The sequence below is a fragment of the Ruegeria sp. BHSC037 genome (genome assembly GCF_059613045.1).
Map to the genome: position 1 here is coordinate 45,153 of NZ_JBXWRT010000014.1, position 18,802 is coordinate 63,954.

An 18,802-nucleotide genomic window follows, 5' to 3' on the forward strand; every position below is an offset into this window, starting at 1 on the left:
AATAGTCTGCGCCAATGTTGAAAAAGTTCTTTCAGGCGTTTCGCCCGCAGCAACAGACCACCCTGCCCGATCCGGACACGGAACTGGCTCTAGGCGCGTTGCTGGTGCGCGTGGCTCAGGCCGACCGCGACTACAAGCTGGAAGAGATCCGGTTGATCGATCGCATCCTGGCACGCCTGTACCAGCACAACGCGATCGAGGCCGCCCAGGTCCGCGCCACCTGCGAGAAGCTGCACGCCGCAGCCCCCGACACCGACACGTTCGGCAAGCTGATCCGCGAAACGACGGACTTGCAGGAGCGGCTGGCCGCGATGGAGGCCCTGTGGGAGGTGGTGCTGGCCGACGGAAACTCGGACGAGGGCGAGATCAAGATTGTGGAAGAGGCACGCATCGCCATGGGGCTCAGCTACAATGACAGCCAGGCCGCGCGCGAACGCGTGCAAAGCCGGTTGGACGCAGACTGAGCCGCCGCTATATCTGAGGCATGTTCAATGCCTTCCTGTCCCGGCTTACCCAGCCGCAGCCCGACCCACTGACCGATGACGACGCCCGGCTAGCGCTTGCCGCCCTGCTGGTGCGCCTTGCCCGGTCCGACGATGACTATGCCGACAGCGAAATGTCGCGCATCGACAAGGTCCTGGCTGAACGCTATGACCTGTCGCCGTTCGAGGCCGCAGGACTGCGTGCGCGGGCCGAGGACCTCGAGGCAGAAGCCCCCGACACCGTCCGTTTCACCCGTGCCATCAAGGATGCGGTGCCCTATGATCACCGCCTCGGCGTGGTTCAGGCGCTGTGGTCGGTGGCGCTGGCCGACGGTCAGCGCTCGCAGGATGAGGATTCGCTTTTGCGGCTGGTGGTCAGCCTTCTGGGCGTCAGCGACGTGGATTCGGCACGGGCCCGGCAGAAGGCCGCCAAATCGTGACCGCAATGCTGGGCATGTACGACATGCCCGCCCTTCGGCCCGTCAATGATCGCTTTTGGAGCCTGATTCGCGCGCATTTGGGCGAAGGTCCGGGCCAACTGACCCGTGATCGCGATTTCTGGGAAATCTGGCAGGACCCTGACCTAGTCTTTGCCCAGACCTGCGGCATGCCCTATCGCACCCGACTGCATGGCAAGGTGCATCTGGTTGGCACCCCCGATTATGGCCTGCCGGGTTGCCCACCGGGGCATTATTGTTCGGCTTTCGTGGCCCGGGCCAATGATGCGCGTGATCTGCCAGAACTGGCCGCCTGCGTCTTTGCCTATAACGAGGCCCTGTCCCATTCGGGCTGGGCCGCCCCGGTCACGCATCTGTCCGAACTGGGCCTTGCACCGGCGCGCCTGCTGGAAACCGGTGGACACGCCCTGTCAGCGCAGGCCGTGGCCGACGGACATGCCGATTTTGCATCGCTGGACGCGCTGACATGGGTGCTGCTGCAAGAGCACACCGATCTGGGCCAGCGCCTGCGCCAAGTGGCAACCACGCGCCCCACCCCGGCGTTGCCCTACATCACCGCGATCACGCGCGATCCGGCCGCGGTCGCCGCCGCGGTTCGCGCCGCGATCTCAGACCTTTCCCCGGCCGATCGCGCGGCGCTGCACATTCACGGGTTGATCGACATTGCTCCCGATCTCTACCTTGCCGTTCCCAACCCGCCACCGCCCGCGGCGGTGGTGCCCGAAAGCTGACCAATTTGACCACTTTCCTTGGCCGAATCGGAGATTTCAGGTCTTGAACTTGTCATTTGCGCATTGCATTGCTCTGGTTTTTCAGCCCTAGTACCGCACCAACGCACTCAACAACACCAGGACGACCCGTGACCGACAGCACTCCCGTCATCGAGATCAGGAACCTGCACAAAAGCTTTGGCAATCTCGAAGTCCTCAAAGGAGTGGACATCACCGCCCATCGCGGCGACGTGGTGTCGCTGATCGGGTCATCGGGGTCGGGCAAATCCACCCTGCTGCGCTGCTGCAACCTGCTGGAAGACAGCCAGGAAGGCGAGATCCTGTTCAAGGGCGAGCCGGTGCGCTGGACAGGAACCCGCGACCATCGCCGCCCCGCCGATCCCAAGCAGGTGCTGCGCATTCGCACCAACCTGTCGATGGTGTTCCAGCAGTTCAACCTTTGGGCCCACATGACCATCCTGCAAAACGTGATGGAGGCCCCGATCACCGTGCTGGGCCGTGACCGGCACGAGGTCGAGGACAGCGCCCGCAGATATCTGGACAAGGTTGGCATCGGCGACAAATGCGACGCCTATCCGGCGCAGCTCTCGGGTGGCCAGCAACAGCGCGCCGCCATCGCGCGCGCGCTCTGCATGGAGCCCGAGGCGCTTCTGTTTGACGAACCGACCTCGGCGCTGGATCCCGAGCTGGAACAGGAAGTGATCAAGGTAATCAAGGATCTGGCCGCCGAAGGCCGCACCATGATCATCGTCACCCATGACATGCAGATGGCCGCCGACATCTCGAGCCACGTGGTGTTTCTGCACCAGGGCCTGATCGAAGAAGAAGGCTCGCCCGAAGATATCTTCTCCGCGCCCGAATCCGAACGGCTTCGGGGCTTTCTCTCCGCCACGATGGCGGCATAACATCAGAACAGAACCAAACAGGGGAGTTACCAATGAAAAACCTGATTCTGACCACCGCGGCACTGGCGCTTGGCGCCGGCATGGCCATGGCCGACACGGTCCGCATGGGCACCGAGGGCGCCTATCCTCCGTACAACTTCATCAACGACGCCGGCGAGATCGACGGCTTCGAGCGTGAAGTCGGCGACGAGCTGTGCAAACGCGCCCAACTGGAATGCGAATGGGTCAAGAACGACTGGGATTCGATCATTCCGAACCTGGTGTCGGGCAACTACGACACCATCATCGCCGGCATGTCGATCACGGCCGAGCGTGACGAGGTCATCGACTTCACCCAGGACTACTACCCGCCGACCGCGTCGGCCTATGTGGCCACCTCGGCGGATGTTGACGTGACCGGTGGCGTTGTCGCTGCACAGACCGCGACCATCCAGGCCGGCCACGTGGCCGAGTCGGGCGCAACCCTGGTTGAATTCGCAACGCCCGAGGAAACCATCGCCGCCGTGCGCAACGGCGAAGCCGATGCCGTTCTGGCCGACCGCGACTATCTGGTGCCGCTTGTCGAGGAATCGAATGGCGAACTGGTCTTTGTCGGCGATCCAGTTCCGCTGGGCGGTGGCGTCGGTATGGGTCTGCGCGAAAGCGACACGGAGCTGCGTGAAAAATTCGATGCCGCGATTACCTCGATGAAACAGGACGGCACCCTGAACGAGATGCTGAAAAAGTGGTTCGGTGAGGATACCGCCACCTATGCACCTGACGGCTCGGTCGTCACCAACTAAGCATCCGGTCCTACGGTTCGGCGCCACGCGCGCCGAACCAATCCCGGCCTCGCGCCGGGCCTGACGTTCGAAAGACGCCTCATGTTTTCCTACTGCGCTGATCCCGACACGCTCGGCACTTTCCGCTGGTTTTCATGCTATCTGACCAACGGCGTGCACTGGTCGTTCTACTTGTCGTTCATCAAGGTTCTGGCCTTGCTGGCGGTGACGGCCCCGGTGGCGTTGGCCTTCGGTTTTGCGGGGGCCATGGCGGCCCGGTCGCATGTCCCGCCGCTAGGCTGGCTGGGCAAGGGCTATATCGCCATCGTGCGCGGGGTGCCCGACATTGCGTTTTTCCTGTTCTTCGTGATCGCCCTGGACCAGGGTTTCGAATGGATGCGGCACCAGGTGCTGTGTCCCGACTGGACCGATCCGATCCGTCAGGGCAACGATTTCCTCGTCTGCCCCGCCGCCAAGCTGCCGCTGGGCACCGCACCGGAATGGGTGCACGAAACCTACGGCTTTTTCCTGGCCGTCATCACCTTTTCGATCGTTTTCGGCGCCTTCGCCGCCAACGTGCTGTTCGGCGGCATGCGCGCCGTGCCGCTGGCGCAGCTTGAAACCGCCGAGGCCTATGGCATGACCCGCCGCCAGACCTTCTGGCGCATTCTCGTGCCGCAGATGTGGGTCTATGCTCTGCCCGGCCTGTCGAACCTGTGGATGGTGCTGATCAAGGCCACGCCCCTGCTGTTCCTGCTGGGGGTCGAGGACATCGTCTATTGGGCGCGCGAGTTGGGCGGCACCAAGACCTCGAAATTCACCGCCTATCCGCATGGCGACTGGCGCATGTGGTACTTCCTGTTCCTGCTGGTTTTTTACCTTGGCATGACCCGCGTTTCCGAGATTGGCCTTGAACGGCTGATGCGCCGCCTGTCGCATGGCCAGGCGACCTCGGGCGGAGAGCTGCTGCGTAAGGAGACCACCGCATGAGCTGCCTGCAGACCATCCAAGATTACGGCCTGCGCTCGATCGGCATCGGCGAGCGCCTGCTGCCGCGCAGCGATTTCACCCTATGCGAACAGTTCACCCTGATCGGTTCGGGGATGATCTGGAACATCTATTTCGGCGTGATGGCGCTGGCCACCGGGTTCTTCCTGGCCACGGCCGTGGCTCTGGGCAAGGCGTCCAGCCGCAAGTGGCTGCGAAAACCGTCCGAGTGGTTCATCTTCATCTTCCGCGGTTCGCCGCTGTTCATCCAGTTCTTCTTTGCCTACTTCCTGTTCCTGTCGCTCAAGAAGACCTACCCGATGTTCGACGCCTTCACCTCGGCCTGGCTGGGGGCGCTGATCGTGCTGTTCCTGAACACCGCCGCCTATTCCGGCGAGATCTTCTATGGCGCGCTGCGGTCGATTCCCAAGGGTGATATCGAGGCCGCCGATGCCTATGGCATGTCGGGTTGGTCGCGCTTTCGCCGGATCGTGTGGCCCACCATGCTGCGGCTGGCCTGGCCCGCCTACACGAACGAGGCGATTTTCCTGTTCCATGCCACAACGCTGGTCTTCTTCTCGGCCTTCCCGGCCTGGCAGCAACGCGGGGATGCGCTGTATTATGCCAGCTATTTCGCTGACAAGACGTTCAACCCGTTCGTCCCCTACCCGATCCTGGCGTTCTACTTCATCCTGCTGACGCTGGTGATCGTGGGCATGTTCGGCCTGATCAACAAGCGGCTGAACCGGCACCTGCCGGTGGCGCGCAAGGCCAAGATGCGGTTCCGCCTGAACCTGGCGCGCTGAGGCGCCAGGGTTCAGGCCATCCGCAACTGGCCCAGCATCCGGCAGTCCACCGACCCTTCGGCGCAATTGGCGGTCAGTTCGTCCAGGGCGGCTTGCAACCGTTGCAACTCGGCGATCTTGCGGCGTACGCTTTCCATGTGACGTTGCGCCAATGCGTTGACCTCGGCGCAATCGGCCGCGCCGCCCTCGGGCAGGTCCAGCAAGGCCTTTGCGTCGCCCAGCGAAACCCCCAGGTCACGGCAGCGTTTCAGAAACCGCAACCGCCCCACATCCTGCGCGGAATACAGCCGCCGATTGTTGGTGGCCCGCGCCGGGCGCGGCACGATGCCTTCGCGCTCGTAATACCGGATGTTCTCAATCCCCACGCCGCTTTGACGGGCCGCTTCGCCGATCGCAATCATGTGACCTCTTTCGCTTGATCCTGTAGTGACTACAGGATTTAGACCTCTGCCCACGCGATGCGGCAATGCCGCAGGCCTTGAATAACGGATGAACAAGATGCGCGGATTTCTCGGCCTCAGCTTCGCCGGATCCCTGTCGGCCCTTAGTGTGGGCGCGTGCTGCATGCTGCCGATGACGATGATGTTGCTGGGCCTTGGCGGCAGTTGGCTGGCCGTCTTTGGCCAGATCATGGCGGTCAGCTACCATGTTCAGGCGGCCTCGACGGCACTGATCGCGACTGCGTGGCTGGTGGCCTGTCGGCGCAATGCTGTGCGCCATCTGGAATGGGGCTTGGCGGCCAGCACCGCGATGACCGCCCTCGCCTGGGTCGTCGTGTTCAACGAGGCCCGCATCAACGAATTTCTGATCCAACAGATGTGAGACCATGACAGACACGACCGTAACGCTTGAAAGCACCCTGACCTGCCCCGCCTGCGGCCATTCGCAAACCGAGACCATGCCCACCGACGCCTGCCAGTGGTTCTACGAATGCAGCGCCTGTCACACGGTGCTGAAACCCAAGCCGGGCGATTGCTGTGTCTACTGCTCGTACGGAACCATGGCCTGCCCGCCCATTCAGCAAGGCGACAGCTGCTGCGGATAATTTGATCAAATATCGTGACAAGGGCAGAAAGCTCGACTAGGTTTGCCGCAGCACAGCTACGGAGCCCCAGATGGACCTTGCCGCCCTGCACACATTTCGCGTTGCCGCCTGTGACCTGAACGGCCAGATGCGCGGCAAACGCGTGCCCCCGTCTTACGCCGACAAGCTGGGCAGCGGCGCGGTGCGCATGCCGTTTTCGGCGCTGAACGTCGATCTGTGGGGCGCCGATATCGAGGGCAGCCCGCTGGTGTTTGAAACCGGCGACGCCGATGGCGTGCTGCGCCCGACCGAGCGCGGGCCGGTGCCGATGCCCTGGCTGACTACACCCACGGCGCTGGTGCCGATGTGTCTGTACGACGATCACGGCACGCCGTTTGCCGGCGATCCCCGCCATGCGCTGGCCGCGGTCCTGTCGCGCTATGCCCAGCGCGGGTGGAAAGTTGTTGCCGCGACCGAGTTGGAATTCACCCTGCTTGATTCCTCGGATGCGCATCCAAAGCCCCCACATAACCCGGTCACTGGCCGTCGGCTGCGCGGCGAGGCGGTGCTGTCGATGGCCGAAATGGACGCCTTCGACGCCTTCTTCACCGAGCTTTATGACGGGTGCGCCGAAATGGGGATCCCCGCCCAGACGGCAATTTCCGAGAGCGGCATCGGCCAGTTCGAGATCAACCTGAACCATCAGGACGCCATGCGCTGCGCCGATGATACGTGGCTTTTCAAGGCATTGACCCGTGGGCTGGCTCGCAAGCACGGCTTTACCGCGACCTTCATGGCCAAACCCTATGCTGATGATGCGGGGAACGGAATGCATGTGCACTTCTCGGTGCTTGATGGCCAGGGCCGCAACGTCTTTGACAATGGCGGGCGTGAAGGAACCGAAATCCTGCGCTCTGCCGTCGCCGGCTGTCTGGCCGCCATGCCCGGCAGCACGCTGATTTTTGCTCCGCATGGCAATTCTTACACGCGGCTCGTGCCCGGAGCCCATGCCCCCACAGGCGCGGCCTGGGCCTATGAAAACAGGACCGCCGCGATCCGCATTCCGGGCGGTGCGCCCGCCGCCCGCCGGATCGAGCACCGCGTGGCCGGCGGCGACATCAACCCCTATCTGATGCTGGCTGCGGTTCTGGGCGCGGCCCTCGTGGGCATCGAGGACGGCCTGCACCCCCCAGCCCCGATCACCGGCAACGCTTACGACATCGACGGCCTGCCGCAATTGGCCGCTGACTGGGACACGGCCGTGACTGCGTTCGAGACCGACCCGATCGTCGCGCGCATCTTTCCCACTGTTCTGATCCGCAACATGGCCATGACCAAGCGGCAGGAGATCGCGCGCTTCGAGCAGATCCCGGCAGATCAGCACTGGCTCAGTTATCTCGAGGCCGTCTGACCCCCTTGCCCGTTCGGCGGGACTCAGCTAGATTAAATTTGATCAAATTTGGTGACCCATGAAAATCGGCATTTTGCAGACCGGCCACGCGCCCGAACCGCTGGAGAAGAAATTCGGCGACTATGACGCCATGTTCCGCACCCTGCTGGATGGCAACGGTTTTGAATTCGTGACCTATGCCGTGGTTGATGGCGAATTTCCCGATGATCCCGATGATGCCGATGGCTGGCTGATCACCGGGTCGCGTCACGGTGCCTATGAGGATCATCCGTGGATACCGCCGCTCGAAGAGCTGATCCGACAGATCCAGGCGGCCGGCAAACCCCTGATCGGCGTCTGTTTCGGCCACCAGATCATCGCGCAGGCCTTGGGCGGCAAGGTCGAGAAATTCAAAGGCGGCTGGGCCATAGGGCGCACCGAATACGACTATGACGGCGAAACCGTCAGCCTGAACGCCTGGCATCAGGATCAGGTCACGCAACGCCCCGAAAGCGCGCACCTGCTGGGCAGCAACCCGTTCTGCGAAAACGCGATGCTGGCCTATGGCGACACGATCTGGACCGTGCAGGCCCACCCGGAATATTCCAACGACTTCATCCAGGGGCTGATGGAAACGCGCGGCAAGGGTGTGGTGCCCGATGCGCTGATGAAAGACGCGAAGACCCGCGAAGCCGCCCCCGATGACAACGAACGGATCGGCCGCCTGATGGCCGATTTCCTGAAGAAAGAGAGGGCCTGATGGCCGAATGGACAGAGCAGCTGCCACAGGCGGCGCGCGATTACATCGAAGGACACCGGCTGGACGAGGTGGAATGCATCATCTCGGACCTGCCCGGCATTGCCAGGGGCAAAGCGGTTCCGGCCTCGAAATTTGCCAAGCAATCCTATTTCCATCTGCCAGACAGCATCTTCTACCAGACCATAACCGGAGACTGGGGCGAAGCCGCAGGCGAAGATGGTTTCATAGAGCGCGACATGATCCTCAAGCCCGATTTTTCCACCGCCACCGCGGCACCGTGGACGGGCGACTGGACGTTGCAGGTGATCCATGACGCCTACGACCGCGACGGCGATCCGATTCCGTTCAGCCCGCGCAACGTGCTGAAACGCGTGGTCCAGCTGTACAAGGACAAAGGGTGGAAACCGGTTGTCGCGCCCGAGATGGAGTTCTTCCTGGTTGCCCGCAACGTGGACCCGGCCAAAGGGATCGAGCCGATGATGGGCCGCTCGGGCCGCCCGGCTGCCGCGCGGCAGGCCTATTCCATGACCGCGGTCGATGAATTTGGCCCCGTGATCGACGACATCTACGATTTCGCCGAGGCGCAAGGGTTCGAGATCGACGGCATCACCCAGGAGGGCGGCGCTGGTCAGCTTGAGATCAACCTGCGCCACGGCGACCCGGTCAAGCTGGCCGACGAGGTGTTCTATTTCAAACGCCTCATCCGCGAGGCTGCGCTGCGCCACAACTGCTTTGCCACCTTCATGGCCAAACCGATCGAGGATGAGCCGGGATCGGCCATGCATATCCATCACTCGATCATCGACATGGAGACGGGCAAGAACCTGTTCTCGGGGCCTCAGGGCGGCGAGACGGACGCGTTCTACAACTTCATCGCCGGTCTGCAACTGCACCTGCCCGCCGGGCTGGCGGTGATGGCACCCTACGTCAACTCGTACCGACGCTACGTCAAGGACCACGCCGCCCCGATCAACCTGGAATGGGCGCGCGACAACCGCACCACGGGGATCCGCGTGCCGCTGTCGGGTCCCGACAGCCGCCGGGTGGAAAACCGCATTGCCGGGATGGACTGCAACCCCTATCTGGGCATCGCCGTGTCGCTGGCCTGCGGCTATCTTGGCCTTGTCAATCAAGACCGGCCGCGCCGTCAGTTCTATGGCGACGCCTACGAAGGTGACGGCGACATCCCGCAGGTCATGGGCAACGCGCTGGATCTGTTCGACGAGGCCGAAGCCTTGCATCAGGTTCTGGGCCCCGAGTTCGCCCGCGTCTACAGCATCGTGAAACGCGCCGAGTACGAGGAATTCCTGCAGGTGATTTCGCCGTGGGAGCGTGAACACCTGCTGCTGAACGTCTGAGCCATGTGCGCCATGAATCTGCTGTACAGCAATGACAAACGCGGCACTTACCCACCCAGTTGGTATGCCGCCACCGCGCACCCGCGAACCCCAACCGAGTCGCTGCGCGGCGATGTCACAGCCGACGTGTGCATCGTCGGTGGAGGGTATACGGGTCTGTCGACCGCGCTGCATCTGGCCGAGGCCGGGTTCAGGGTGGTCTTGCTTGAGGCGCATCGCGTGGGTTTCGGCGCTTCGGGGCGCAACGGCGGGCAACTGGGCAGCGCCCAGCGCATGGATCAGGAAGATCTGGAAAAACTGGTCGGGCGCGACGACGCGGCCAAGCTGTGGGATCTGGCCGAAGACGCCAAGACGCTGGTCAAATCCTTGATCGAACGCCACGGCATCGATTGCGACCTGAAACCGGGCATCGCCACGCTAGGCTTCAGCGACGGCGAACGGGGCGAATTGCACGCCCACGCCAAGCACCTGAAAACCGCCTATGGCTATGACCAGATCGAGCTTCTGGATGCCGAATCCGGGCGCGCGCTCTGCCCCTCGCCGGCCTATGCGGGCGGCTATCTGGACAGGGGCGCGGCCCATCTGCACCCGCTGAACTTTGCGCTTGGCCTGGCCGAGGCCGCCTTGGCCGCCGGTCTGATGCTGCACGAAAACACCGAGGTTCTGGGCATCGAAGAAGGCCCGCGCGTCACCGTTCGCACCGAACAGGGTTCGGTGACGGCCGACCATCTGGTTCTGGCCTGCAATGGCTATCTGGGCAACCTGAACCGCAAGGTCGCGGCGCGGGTCATGCCGATCAACAATTTCATCGCCGCAACAGAGCCCCTGGGCGCCGAGGCTGCAAAGATTCTGACGCAGGACGTAGCGGTTGCCGACACGAAATTCGTGGTGAACTATTTCCGGCTCAGCGCCGATGGGCGGCTGTTGTTCGGCGGTGGCGAGAGCTATGGCTATCGCTTTCCATCCGACATCGCCGCCAAAGTCCGCAAACCGATGACCGAGATCTTTCCGCATCTGCGCGACGTTCGGATCGACTATGCCTGGGGCGGCACGCTGGCCATCACAATGCGGCGGATGCCCTACCTGACACGCCTGGCGCCGAACATCCTGTCTGCCTCGGGCTATTCCGGTCACGGGGTCGGCACTGCAACCCATGCCGGTCAGTTGATGGCGCTGGCCATCCAGGGTCAGACCGAAGGGTTCGACACGATGGCCCGCGTGCCCGCTCTGCCTTTTCCCGGCGGCTCGGCCCTGCGCAGCCCTCTGCTGGTGCTGGCAATGACATGGTATGCCCTGCGTGATCGGCTGGCCCTTTGACCCGAGACTTGTGACAGTTCGGTGAAATTTCGCCCAACAGGCGAATGAAAGCTTGGTTTGCGCGATCTTTCATTTTATCTTTTCCACAGATAACCTTTGGAATTTTCAAATATGACGCTGCCACCCAACGTCCACGACGCCGAACCCATCCCTGCCGCTGCCAAAGACGCGATCGAATCCCTGATGCAATCCGGGGACCTGTTCCGCTATACCGCGCCGCAGGACGCGCCGGTTGCCCTGCTCGAGTCAGAGTTCGCCGAATTGCTCGGCAGCAAATACGCGCTGGCTGTGTCGTCCTGTTCGGCCGCACTGTTCCTGTCGCTCAAGGCGCTGGGGCTGCCGCGGGACGCGCGGGTGCTGATCCCCGGCTTTACCTTTGCGGCGGTGCCCTCGTCGGTGGTGCATGCCGACTGCATTCCGGTCCTGTGCGAGGTGGGTGAAAATTACCGCATCGACATCGACGATTTTGCGACCAAGCTCGACGGCGTTCAGGCGGCTATCATCAGCCACATGCGCGGCCATACCTCGGACATGGACGCGATCATGGCGCTGTGCGACATGCGCGACATCCCGGTGATAGAGGACGCAGCCCACTCGCTGGGCACGACCTGGCATGGCCGCAACATCGGCACAATCGGCAAGGTGGGCTGTTTCTCGTTCCAGTCCTACAAGATGATCAACGCGGGCGAAGGCGGCATCCTTGTCACCGACGACGCCGACCTCGTCGCCCGCGCCGTGATCATGTCGGGCGCCTACGAGCACAATTGGAAGAAACACAAAGGCCCGCATGGCCAGAATACGCCCGATCTGGAGCAGGCTTTTGCCCGATGGCAGAACAAGCTGCCGCTTTACAATCTGCGTATGAGCAACCTCAGCGCGGCAGTGATCCGGCCGCAGTTGCCCGAATTGGCGCGGCGGGTGCGCGACGGGCTGGCCAACCACGACTATGTGGCGCAGCGCCTGAACAGCTCGCCGCATATTCACGTACCCGACCCGCTGACACCGGAACGACGTGCGCCGGATTCGATCCAATTCAACCTGGTCGACCTGAACAAAGACCAGATAAAGGCATTTGCCGCTGCAGCCGAGGGCCGTGGCGTCAAGGTGCAGGTCTTTGGTCTGAGCGAGGACAATGCCCGCGCCTTCTGGAATTGGCAGTTTCTGCCCGAGCAGGTCGAGCTGCCTCGAACGCGCGCAATGCTGATGTCGGCCTGTGATGTGCGCCTTCCCGTGCGCCTAACCCGCGCGGAACTGGATGTAATCGCCGACATCATCCTGGCCTCGGTCGGCGAAGTTACCGCGCCCGAAGTGGCCTTCGGCACCTGAGCTCAACGCCAGAGACAAAAGGCCCGGGTCATCCGGGCCTGTCTGGTATCAGCTGAGCTTGGACAGTTTCTGCTGCAGCTCGGCCAGTTGTTTCTTGATGTCGTCCAAGTCTTCTTTGGACTCGGGCTTGGCGTTCTCGTCCTTTTCAGGCCCCGACCATCCGCCTGACAAACCGCCTGTCATGGCCTTCAGAAACGCCTGCTGCTGCGCCTGAAGCGCCTCGAACCCCGGCATGTTGCTCATGGGGTTCATGGCGTTCATGTTCTCCATCATCTTGGTCTGACTTTCGCGAAGCATCTCAAAGCTGGATTGCAGGAATTGCGGCATCATGCCCCCGCCCGGCAGCATGTAGCTGCGCACCAGATCGTTCAGCACGTTTACCGGCAGCACGTTTTCGCCGCGGCTTTCATGTTCGGCAATTATCTGAAGCAGATACTGGCGGGTCAGGTCATCCCCGGTCTTCAGGTCGATGATCTGCACCTCGCGCCCGTCGCGGATGAATCCCGCGATGTCCTCGAGCGTGACATAGTCACTGGTCTCGGTGTTATACAGCCGACGGCTGGCATAGCGCTTGATCAGCAGAGGTTTTTCTTTGTCCGACACCGTTTGCCCTCCCCAAGGATGATGCGTTGCAGCAGAGGTTATGCGACCGCAGCACAAAAAGAAAGGGCAGGTCACAGGACCTGCCCCTAGCGATTGCACCGGTTGGGAGGGATGGGTGCGTTTCGCGGGTCTTGCTTACTTGGCGGCCGTTGCTTTCTTAGCGGCAGCGGTCACTTCGTTGGTGGCTTTCTTGACGGCTGCGGTGGTTTCTTCCGCAGCTTCCTTGCCGGCAGCCATCAGAAGCTCGACGGTTTCCGACTGCAGCTTCTTGGCGATTTCAGCGAAAGCGGCCAGGTTCTCAGCCGCGACTTCGGCCGAAGCGCTGGCGAAGTCGGTTGCGGCTTTTGCGTAGTCAGCCGGCTCGGCCTTGGCTTTCGACATCTCGGCCAGCTTGGCCAGGGTGTCCTTGGTCCACTTGCTCGAGATCTCGGCCGATTTCTCGGCGGCTTCCAGCGCAACGCCGGACAGTTTCTCGTTCAGGGTCGCGGTCGATTTGAACGCGTTTTCCATTGCGGTGGTATCCACCGGGAAAGCACCCATCATTTCCTTCAGGGTCGCGGTAAAGTCTTGGGTCTTTGCCATTGGTCTAATCCTTTCAGCCAGTCCGGGCCCACCCCGGGTTCTTCAGCTTGAGGACAATATGAATGCCGCAACGCAGCATTTCAAGCATTTTTTGCTGCGTTGCAGAAATATTTTAGGTTTCAGAATGAAATCAGACCTTTGGCTTGGCCACGACATAGGTGCCGGGCGCCGGGGCCAGCGGTGGATGGCCCGAATCAGCAGGCGTACGCGCGGGAACCTGCTTGCCTGAACGCTTTTTCAACCACGCCTCCCAGCGCGGCCACCACGAGCCCTCGTGGAAGGAGGCTTCTTTCATCCAGGTGTCGGCATCCGCCTTCAGGTCGTCATTGGTGTAGTGACCGTATTTCTTCTTGCTGGGCGGGTTCACGATGCCCGCGATATGGCCGGATTCGGACACCACGAAGCTCTTCGACCGAGACCCCATCTGCTGGACCCCCCGGTAGCAATCCTTCCAAGCGGCGATGTGGTCGGTCTCGCAGGTGATTGCCATCAGCGGCACATCCAAGTCGCGCACATGCAGCTTGTGGCCCATCAACTCGAACCCGTCGGTGACGAACTCGTTGCGCTGACACAGGCCCCGCAGATACTGCACCACCATCTTGGCCGGCAGGTTGGCCCCATCGCCGTTCCAATACAGCAGGTCGAATGCCGGCGGCGTTTCCCCCATCATGTAACTGCGCACCGCAGGGGCATAGACCAGATCACGCGCCCGCAGAAAGGACATGGTCCGCGCCATGATCCATGACCGCAAAACGCCGATGCGGTTCACCTCCTCCTCGATCTCTTCAATGAAGTCCTCCTGCAGGAACGGCGTGAACTCGCCCTGATCGGAAAAATCCGTCAGCGCGGTAAAGAAGGTTGCGGATTTTATCGATTTGTCACCCCGCTGTTTCAGCAGCGACAAAGTCAGGCCCAGCGTGGTGCCCGCAATGCAATAGCCGACAGCGTTCACTTGCTTGACCTTGCAGATCTTCTTAGCCTCTTCGATCGCGGTCAGGTAGCCGTCCTGAATATAGTCCTCCATGCCGGTTTCGGCATAGCTGGCATCGGGATTGACCCAACTAACCACGAACAGGGTATAACCCTGCTCGGTGATCCATTTGATCAGGCTGTTTTCGGGTTTCATGTCCAGAATGTAGAACTTATTGATCCACGGCGGGAACAGAACGATCGGGATCTCGTGCACCGTTTCGGTGGCTGGCGCATATTGGATCAACTCCATCATCCGGTTGCGATACACTACCTGGCCCGGTGTGGTTGCCAGGTTGCCCCCCACCTCGAATGCTTTTTCGTCGGCCAGTTTCACCACCAGCGCGCCGTCATTGGCCTCGAGATCGGCCACCAGGTTCTCAAGCCCCTGAATCAACGACTGGCCGTCGGTCTCGATCGCCTTTTGCAGGGCGTCTGGGTTGGTCGGCAGGAAATTGGTGGGCGACATCATGTCGACGATCTGCTGCGCCATGAAGCGCAGGCGTCGCTTGTCTTTTTCGTCCAGATCCTCGACGGAATCGACGGCCTGTGCGATCGCCTCGGCATTGGTCAGGTATTGCTGAAGCACCAGACGGAAATAGGGGTTCTTGTCCCACAGCGGATTCGCAAACCGCTTGTCACGCGGCGCGCCGGTTTCCACGTCGTCGTCTCCGTTCAGCAACGCTTGCTGCGCTGCAGCAAAATTCAAAACGGACTTGCCCCAGTATTCGATCTGCTGTTCCAGCAGCTTGGCCGGGTTCTGCAGCGCCTCGGTCCAGTAAGCCGTTGCCGCCTTTGCCAAAACTTCGTGATTCGGGACATCCAGCGCGGGATTATGAGGTTTTCTGGACGCCATAACCTCGACCAGTCGCTTCGACAGCGCCTCGACTTTCATCATGTTTTCTTGAAGCCGTTCAAGGTGTTCGTCGGTCATTTCCGGCATCTTGCCTTCGCTTGTTGTCATTTAAACAAATCCCCCCTAACCTCGCTGCTGTGCAGAATATCGTCGTGGGAACCGGGGGGCAAAGCGGCGAATGGTCCGAACTTTCAGGCTGACATTCAGGAGGCCAAATCCATGCGCTATATGATGACCTACGACCTGATGGAGTCGATGCGGAACACCAATCAATGGCTTGGTGCAACCGCAAGCACATTTGCCTCCTACCCCGCCTTTGCGATGGTTCCCAATCCGGTGTTCAACTGGATGGCGGCCTGGGGTGAAGTCACGGAACGCACCTTCAAACGCATGGTCGCCAAGCCCGACTGGGGCATCCGAACATTTACCTGCGAGGACGGCAAAGATCATCTGGTGGAAGTCACCTCCGTGCTTGAACGCCCCTTCGGCGATCTCATCCACTTTCGCGTGAATGGCCGCGAAGAGCAACCGCGCAAGGTGCTTTTGGTTGCGCCGATGTCGGGGCACTACGCCACGCTGCTGCGCTCGACCGTCAAAAGCCTGCTGGTCAATTGCGAAGTCTACATCACCGATTGGCATAACGCGCGCGACATCCCCGTGTCCGAAGGCAAGTTCGATATCGAGGACTACACCCTCTACCTTGTCGATTTCATGAAGGAGCTCGGGCCCGACACCCATGTGGTGGCCGTCTGCCAACCCGCGCCGCTGACCTTGGCCGCCACCGCCTACCTCGCCGAGAAGGACCCCAAGGCGCAGCCCAGCACCCTGACCTTGATCGGCGGCCCCGTCGATCCTGACGCCACGCCGACCGAAGTCACCGATTTCGGCCGCCGCGTGACCATGGGCCAGCTTGAGGAAACGATGATCCAGCGCGTGGGCTTTAAATACAAAGGCGTCGGCCGGATGGTTTATCCCGGCCTGTTGCAGCTGGCATCTTTCATGTCGATGAATGCCGAGCGCCATGGCAAGGCTTTCTCGGACCAGATCCACCGCGTGATGCGTGACGAAGCATCGGACCACGACGCCCACAACCGGTTTTATGATGAATATCTCGCCGTGATGGACATGACCGCCGAATTCTACCTTTCCACAGTCGAGCGTGTTTTCAAGAACCGCGAAATCGCGCGGAACGAGTTCGTCGTGGATGGCCACAAGGTGGATATCGGCAAAATCACCGATGTAGCGGTCAAAACGGTGGAAGGCGCCAATGACGACATCTCGGCGCCCGGTCAGTGCATCGCGGCGCTGGATCTGTGCACCGGCCTGCCCGACAGCAAGAAGGCCAGCCATGTCGAACCCGGCGCCGGGCATTACGGCATCTTCGCCGGGCGCAGCTGGCGCGACAACATCCGCCCGCTGGTCATTGAGTTCATGAACGAAAACAGCCGCAAGCCGAAACGCCGCGCCGCCAACAGCAACAAGGTCGCGTGATACCCGGCGCCACAGCCACGTCGCTGACCTTCGCCTGCACCTGCGGCGGGCTGAGCGGCGAGGTCAGCGCCAAAGGCTTGGCCACGGGCACCCATGTCGTCTGCTATTGCCCCGATTGCCGGGCCGGGCAGCTGAATTTCGGCCAGCCCGATCCCGCGCCCGGCCCGGTGGACATATTCCAGATGTCTCCAGAATACATACACATCTCCAAGGGGGCCGAGAACCTGGCGGTGATGCGCCTTGGCCCCAAAGGGTTGTTTCGCTGGTACGCTAAATGCTGCAACGCCCCGCTGGCTACCACCACCAGCAGCCCGAAACTTCCGTTTGCCGGCTTTGACGTGGCCCGGTTTGCCGACCCTGAACCGCTGGGTCCGGTAAAGACCCGCGCTTATGTTCCGCAGAGCAACGGCAAGTGGAAACATGAAAAACCGGGCCCGGCCGTTCTGGGCATGATCCGGCGCGTGCTGGGCGCGCGCCTATCCGGTCGTTGGCGGCAGACCCCGTTTTTCGATACCGAGACAGGCGAACCGGTCGCGCTGCCGCATGTGATCACCCGCGAAGAACGCGCGGCCCTCTACGACTAGAAAATCCGCAACGGAATATTCAACCAGTCGATCAGCGCGGCAGTCGTTTCCTCGGGCGCCTCAAGCGTGGGCAGATGCCCGGCGTCATTCACAACGTGCAAGACGGCTTCGGGGATCAGTTCGGCCATAAAGCTGTGCTTGCGTACCGGCGTCAGCGTGTCATGCGCCCCGCACAAAACCAGCGTCGGCACCTTGATCCGGCGCAGGGTACCCTGCTGATCCGGGCGCCGTTGAAGCGCGCGCATCTGGCGCACGAACAGGTCCGGCCCCAGTTCGGTCGCCATCTGCAGCATGTCGTCCAGTATGGGAAGGCGCTGCGGCCCCGGCGCCAAGATGTTTGTTCCGATGACCTTGCGCATCACTTCCTGCAGGCGTCCGGCCTGCGCCCCAACGATCAACTCTTCGCGGTTCGCGGCGATCTGGGGGGTGTCGGCCTGCGCATCGGTGGCCATCAAGCACAGCCGCGTCACCCGGTCGGGCGCCCGCCGCACCAATTCCAGCGCGACAACGCCGCCCATGCTCAGCCCGGCTAGCGCAAAGCGGTGAGGCAACTGGTCCAGTAACCCCGAGGCGATTTCCTCGATCCGATCCCCGCCGCCGATGGGCGCGACCGTCACCGCCCGATCCCGCGACAACTGGGCGATCTGCGGCTGAAACAGTCGGGCATCACACATCAGACCGGGCAAAAGCACCAGCGGCTCGATCACGCGGGGCCTCCTTTTGTCTGCCGAATGCGTCGGCGTTTTCGTCAGGATGAAAGGTTGCGCATCGCCGGGCAAGGCCAAAAATCACGGGTAGCAAATACCCCGGAACGGCGGGAAATCGGCATACCGCGCACGCCGTGCGTCGGGTGGCTCGTCCGGCTCCGCTCCGGCCCGCAACAGGCTGCCGCGCGGAGCGATGTAACTGTCGATCCGGCGCAGCGGAACGGGCCGCCACACGAGGTTGAACGCGCAAAGCTTGGGAAAGAACCAGATCTCGGAATAATCCAGATGATCGTGCATCCACCACGCCAGATCGCGCCAATCGCGGCCCTGCGCGTACCGGTCCGCGAACCATGGGATCACTACCGACGCCCCCGCGATCCGCGCATCCCCCCGTCCCCGGTCCCAGATGTGGCATTCCAACGGATGATCGTTGCGGGCGCAGTTCAGCTTGTTCTCGTTGCCGAAGCGGTTCAGCGAGGGCGAGCGATAGCCCGAGCGCACGGCAACCCGGCCAAAGGTCTCCTCGAGCGGGTCCAGCAAGGTTTCGCACAACGCCCGCCCCGTTTCGATTGCAAGGTCGGGATCCTCGGGAATGTTCTGCCGGGCGTGAAAATTCCCGATCTCGGAATACAGGAAATCGCGCATGAAGAAATGCCGCGACAGCCGCACCCGGCCCAGCGTCTCAAGGCTCCACATGCTGCCCGG

At 62.0% G+C, this 18,802-nt stretch carries 22 protein-coding genes; 16 read left to right on the top strand and 6 right to left on the bottom strand.

Annotation, left to right across the window (positions count from 1 at the left end; translation table 11 throughout):
* Window positions 1-14 precede the first annotated feature (14 nt).
* The 7 genes from AC2FMN_RS14140 (at window position 15) to AC2FMN_RS14170 (ending at window position 5,130) form a co-directional block, all read left to right on the top strand.
* On the top strand, window positions 15-464 hold the full coding sequence (locus AC2FMN_RS14140; protein ID WP_496680273.1) for a tellurite resistance TerB family protein: 450 nt from the start codon (window positions 15-17) through the stop codon (window positions 462-464).
* A gap of 20 nt (window positions 465-484) precedes the next feature.
* Entirely contained in the window at window positions 485-922 is a 438-nt protein-coding gene (locus tag AC2FMN_RS14145) for a tellurite resistance TerB family protein (protein ID WP_496688894.1), read from the top strand.
* 5 nt (window positions 923-927) lie between these two features.
* Window positions 928-1,671, top strand: a complete 744-nt coding sequence (locus AC2FMN_RS14150) for a phosphate/phosphite/phosphonate ABC transporter substrate-binding protein (protein WP_496689014.1) — start codon at window positions 928-930, stop codon at window positions 1,669-1,671.
* A 128-nt stretch (window positions 1,672-1,799) separates the two neighbouring features.
* Window positions 1,800-2,576, top strand: a complete 777-nt coding sequence (locus tag AC2FMN_RS14155; protein ID WP_496680271.1) for an ABC transporter ATP-binding protein — start codon at window positions 1,800-1,802, stop codon at window positions 2,574-2,576.
* A 32-nt stretch (window positions 2,577-2,608) separates the two neighbouring features.
* Window positions 2,609-3,358: a transporter substrate-binding domain-containing protein gene (locus tag AC2FMN_RS14160; protein ID WP_496680270.1), complete on the top strand. Its 750-nt coding sequence runs from the start codon at window positions 2,609-2,611 to the stop codon at window positions 3,356-3,358.
* 81 nt (window positions 3,359-3,439) lie between these two features.
* On the top strand, window positions 3,440-4,327 hold the full coding sequence (locus AC2FMN_RS14165; protein ID WP_480633320.1) for an ABC transporter permease: 888 nt from the start codon (window positions 3,440-3,442) through the stop codon (window positions 4,325-4,327).
* Complete coding sequence (locus AC2FMN_RS14170) at window positions 4,324-5,130, top strand: ABC transporter permease (RefSeq protein WP_496680269.1); 807 nt, start codon at window positions 4,324-4,326, stop codon at window positions 5,128-5,130. Before AC2FMN_RS14165 ends, AC2FMN_RS14170 begins: the two co-directional genes overlap by 4 nt.
* An 11-nt stretch (window positions 5,131-5,141) precedes the next feature.
* Here the strand turns inward: AC2FMN_RS14170 and AC2FMN_RS14175 are convergent, their stop codons facing one another.
* Window positions 5,142-5,531, bottom strand: coding sequence for a MerR family DNA-binding protein (locus AC2FMN_RS14175; protein WP_496688896.1), 390 nt, complete (start codon window positions 5,529-5,531; stop codon window positions 5,142-5,144).
* A gap of 88 nt (window positions 5,532-5,619) precedes the next feature.
* Here AC2FMN_RS14175 and AC2FMN_RS14180 point away from each other — a divergent pair, with 88 nt between their 5' ends.
* The 7 genes from AC2FMN_RS14180 (at window position 5,620) to AC2FMN_RS14210 (ending at window position 12,305) form a co-directional block, all read left to right on the top strand.
* Window positions 5,620-5,952: a hypothetical protein gene (locus AC2FMN_RS14180; protein WP_496688898.1), complete on the top strand. Its 333-nt coding sequence runs from the start codon at window positions 5,620-5,622 to the stop codon at window positions 5,950-5,952.
* A gap of 4 nt (window positions 5,953-5,956) precedes the next feature.
* A complete protein-coding gene (locus tag AC2FMN_RS14185) occupies window positions 5,957-6,175 on the top strand; it encodes a GDCCVxC domain-containing (seleno)protein (protein WP_496688900.1) in 219 nt (72 codons plus the stop codon).
* 70 nt (window positions 6,176-6,245) lie between these two features.
* Window positions 6,246-7,565 carry a glutamine synthetase family protein gene (locus AC2FMN_RS14190; RefSeq protein ID WP_496688902.1) on the top strand — a complete coding sequence of 440 codons (1,320 nt, stop codon included), beginning with the start codon at window positions 6,246-6,248 and terminating at the stop codon, window positions 7,563-7,565.
* Window positions 7,566-7,623: 58 nt separating this feature from the next.
* Window positions 7,624-8,304 carry a type 1 glutamine amidotransferase gene (locus AC2FMN_RS14195; protein ID WP_496688904.1) on the top strand — a complete coding sequence of 227 codons (681 nt, stop codon included), beginning with the start codon at window positions 7,624-7,626 and terminating at the stop codon, window positions 8,302-8,304.
* Window positions 8,304-9,662: a glutamine synthetase family protein gene (locus tag AC2FMN_RS14200; RefSeq protein ID WP_496688905.1), complete on the top strand. Its 1,359-nt coding sequence runs from the start codon at window positions 8,304-8,306 to the stop codon at window positions 9,660-9,662. Before AC2FMN_RS14195 ends, AC2FMN_RS14200 begins: the two co-directional genes overlap by 1 nt.
* A 12-nt stretch (window positions 9,663-9,674) precedes the next feature.
* Window positions 9,675-10,979 carry an NAD(P)/FAD-dependent oxidoreductase gene (locus tag AC2FMN_RS14205; protein WP_496688907.1) on the top strand — a complete coding sequence of 435 codons (1,305 nt, stop codon included), beginning with the start codon at window positions 9,675-9,677 and terminating at the stop codon, window positions 10,977-10,979.
* A 111-nt stretch (window positions 10,980-11,090) separates the two neighbouring features.
* A complete protein-coding gene (locus tag AC2FMN_RS14210; protein WP_496688909.1) occupies window positions 11,091-12,305 on the top strand; it encodes a DegT/DnrJ/EryC1/StrS family aminotransferase in 1,215 nt (404 codons plus the stop codon).
* Between the two features lie 48 nt (window positions 12,306-12,353).
* Here AC2FMN_RS14210 and phaR read toward each other — a convergent pair whose 3' ends face one another.
* The 3 genes from phaR to AC2FMN_RS14225 all read right to left on the bottom strand — a co-directional run bounded on the left by phaR (window position 12,354) and on the right by AC2FMN_RS14225 (window position 15,423).
* Window positions 12,354-12,908, bottom strand: a complete 555-nt coding sequence (gene phaR / locus AC2FMN_RS14215; RefSeq protein WP_496680260.1) for a polyhydroxyalkanoate synthesis repressor PhaR — start codon at window positions 12,906-12,908, stop codon at window positions 12,354-12,356.
* A gap of 135 nt (window positions 12,909-13,043) precedes the next feature.
* A complete protein-coding gene (locus tag AC2FMN_RS14220; RefSeq protein ID WP_490361999.1) occupies window positions 13,044-13,490 on the bottom strand; it encodes a phasin, PhaP in 447 nt (148 codons plus the stop codon).
* A gap of 130 nt (window positions 13,491-13,620) precedes the next feature.
* Window positions 13,621-15,423: a PHA/PHB synthase family protein gene (locus AC2FMN_RS14225; RefSeq protein WP_496688911.1), complete on the bottom strand. Its 1,803-nt coding sequence runs from the start codon at window positions 15,421-15,423 to the stop codon at window positions 13,621-13,623.
* A gap of 111 nt (window positions 15,424-15,534) precedes the next feature.
* On the opposite strand from AC2FMN_RS14225, the gene phaZ reads away from it, so the two are divergent.
* On the top strand, window positions 15,535-16,806 hold the full coding sequence (phaZ, locus tag AC2FMN_RS14230) for a polyhydroxyalkanoate depolymerase (RefSeq protein WP_496688913.1): 1,272 nt from the start codon (window positions 15,535-15,537) through the stop codon (window positions 16,804-16,806).
* Entirely contained in the window at window positions 16,803-17,390 is a 588-nt protein-coding gene (locus AC2FMN_RS14235) for a DUF6151 family protein (protein WP_496688915.1), read from the top strand. Before phaZ ends, AC2FMN_RS14235 begins: the two co-directional genes overlap by 4 nt.
* Here the strand turns inward: AC2FMN_RS14235 and AC2FMN_RS14240 are convergent.
* The gene (locus AC2FMN_RS14240) at window positions 17,387-18,097 is read right to left on the bottom strand and encodes an alpha/beta fold hydrolase (protein ID WP_496688917.1); all 711 of its coding nucleotides are present in this window, start codon (window positions 18,095-18,097) and stop codon (window positions 17,387-17,389) included. The two genes, AC2FMN_RS14235 and AC2FMN_RS14240, sit on opposite strands and share 4 nt — an antisense overlap.
* An 81-nt stretch (window positions 18,098-18,178) precedes the next feature.
* Window positions 18,179-18,793: a hypothetical protein gene (locus AC2FMN_RS14245; RefSeq protein ID WP_496689015.1), complete on the bottom strand. Its 615-nt coding sequence runs from the start codon at window positions 18,791-18,793 to the stop codon at window positions 18,179-18,181.
* Window positions 18,794-18,802 lie beyond the last annotated feature (9 nt).

Bases quoted from the DNA above. Each gene is read 5' to 3' on its own strand.
- AC2FMN_RS14205 (WP_496688907.1), top strand. From the start codon at position 9,675: ATGAATCTGCTGTACAGCAATGACAAACGCGGCACTTACCCACCCAGT.
- AC2FMN_RS14195 (WP_496688904.1), top strand. From the start codon at position 7,624: ATGAAAATCGGCATTTTGCAGACCGGCCACGCGCCCGAACCGCTGGAG.
- AC2FMN_RS14160 (WP_496680270.1), top strand. From the start codon at position 2,609: ATGAAAAACCTGATTCTGACCACCGCGGCACTGGCGCTTGGCGCCGGC.
- AC2FMN_RS14220 (WP_490361999.1), bottom strand. From the start codon at position 13,490: ATGGCAAAGACCCAAGACTTTACCGCGACCCTGAAGGAAATGATGGGT.
- AC2FMN_RS14190 (WP_496688902.1), top strand. From the start codon at position 6,246: ATGGACCTTGCCGCCCTGCACACATTTCGCGTTGCCGCCTGTGACCTG.
- phaZ (WP_496688913.1), top strand. From the start codon at position 15,535: ATGCGCTATATGATGACCTACGACCTGATGGAGTCGATGCGGAACACC.
- AC2FMN_RS14150 (WP_496689014.1), top strand. From the start codon at position 928: ATGCTGGGCATGTACGACATGCCCGCCCTTCGGCCCGTCAATGATCGC.
- AC2FMN_RS14225 (WP_496688911.1), bottom strand. From the start codon at position 15,423: ATGACAACAAGCGAAGGCAAGATGCCGGAAATGACCGACGAACACCTT.
- AC2FMN_RS14180 (WP_496688898.1), top strand. From the start codon at position 5,620: ATGAACAAGATGCGCGGATTTCTCGGCCTCAGCTTCGCCGGATCCCTG.
- AC2FMN_RS14200 (WP_496688905.1), top strand. From the start codon at position 8,304: ATGGCCGAATGGACAGAGCAGCTGCCACAGGCGGCGCGCGATTACATC.
- AC2FMN_RS14165 (WP_480633320.1), top strand. From the start codon at position 3,440: ATGTTTTCCTACTGCGCTGATCCCGACACGCTCGGCACTTTCCGCTGG.
- AC2FMN_RS14245 (WP_496689015.1), bottom strand. From the start codon at position 18,793: ATGTGGAGCCTTGAGACGCTGGGCCGGGTGCGGCTGTCGCGGCATTTC.
- AC2FMN_RS14210 (WP_496688909.1), top strand. From the start codon at position 11,091: ATGACGCTGCCACCCAACGTCCACGACGCCGAACCCATCCCTGCCGCT.
- AC2FMN_RS14185 (WP_496688900.1), top strand. From the start codon at position 5,957: ATGACAGACACGACCGTAACGCTTGAAAGCACCCTGACCTGCCCCGCC.
- AC2FMN_RS14140 (WP_496680273.1), top strand. From the start codon at position 15: ATGTTGAAAAAGTTCTTTCAGGCGTTTCGCCCGCAGCAACAGACCACC.
- AC2FMN_RS14175 (WP_496688896.1), bottom strand. From the start codon at position 5,531: ATGATTGCGATCGGCGAAGCGGCCCGTCAAAGCGGCGTGGGGATTGAG.
- AC2FMN_RS14145 (WP_496688894.1), top strand. From the start codon at position 485: ATGTTCAATGCCTTCCTGTCCCGGCTTACCCAGCCGCAGCCCGACCCA.
- AC2FMN_RS14170 (WP_496680269.1), top strand. From the start codon at position 4,324: ATGAGCTGCCTGCAGACCATCCAAGATTACGGCCTGCGCTCGATCGGC.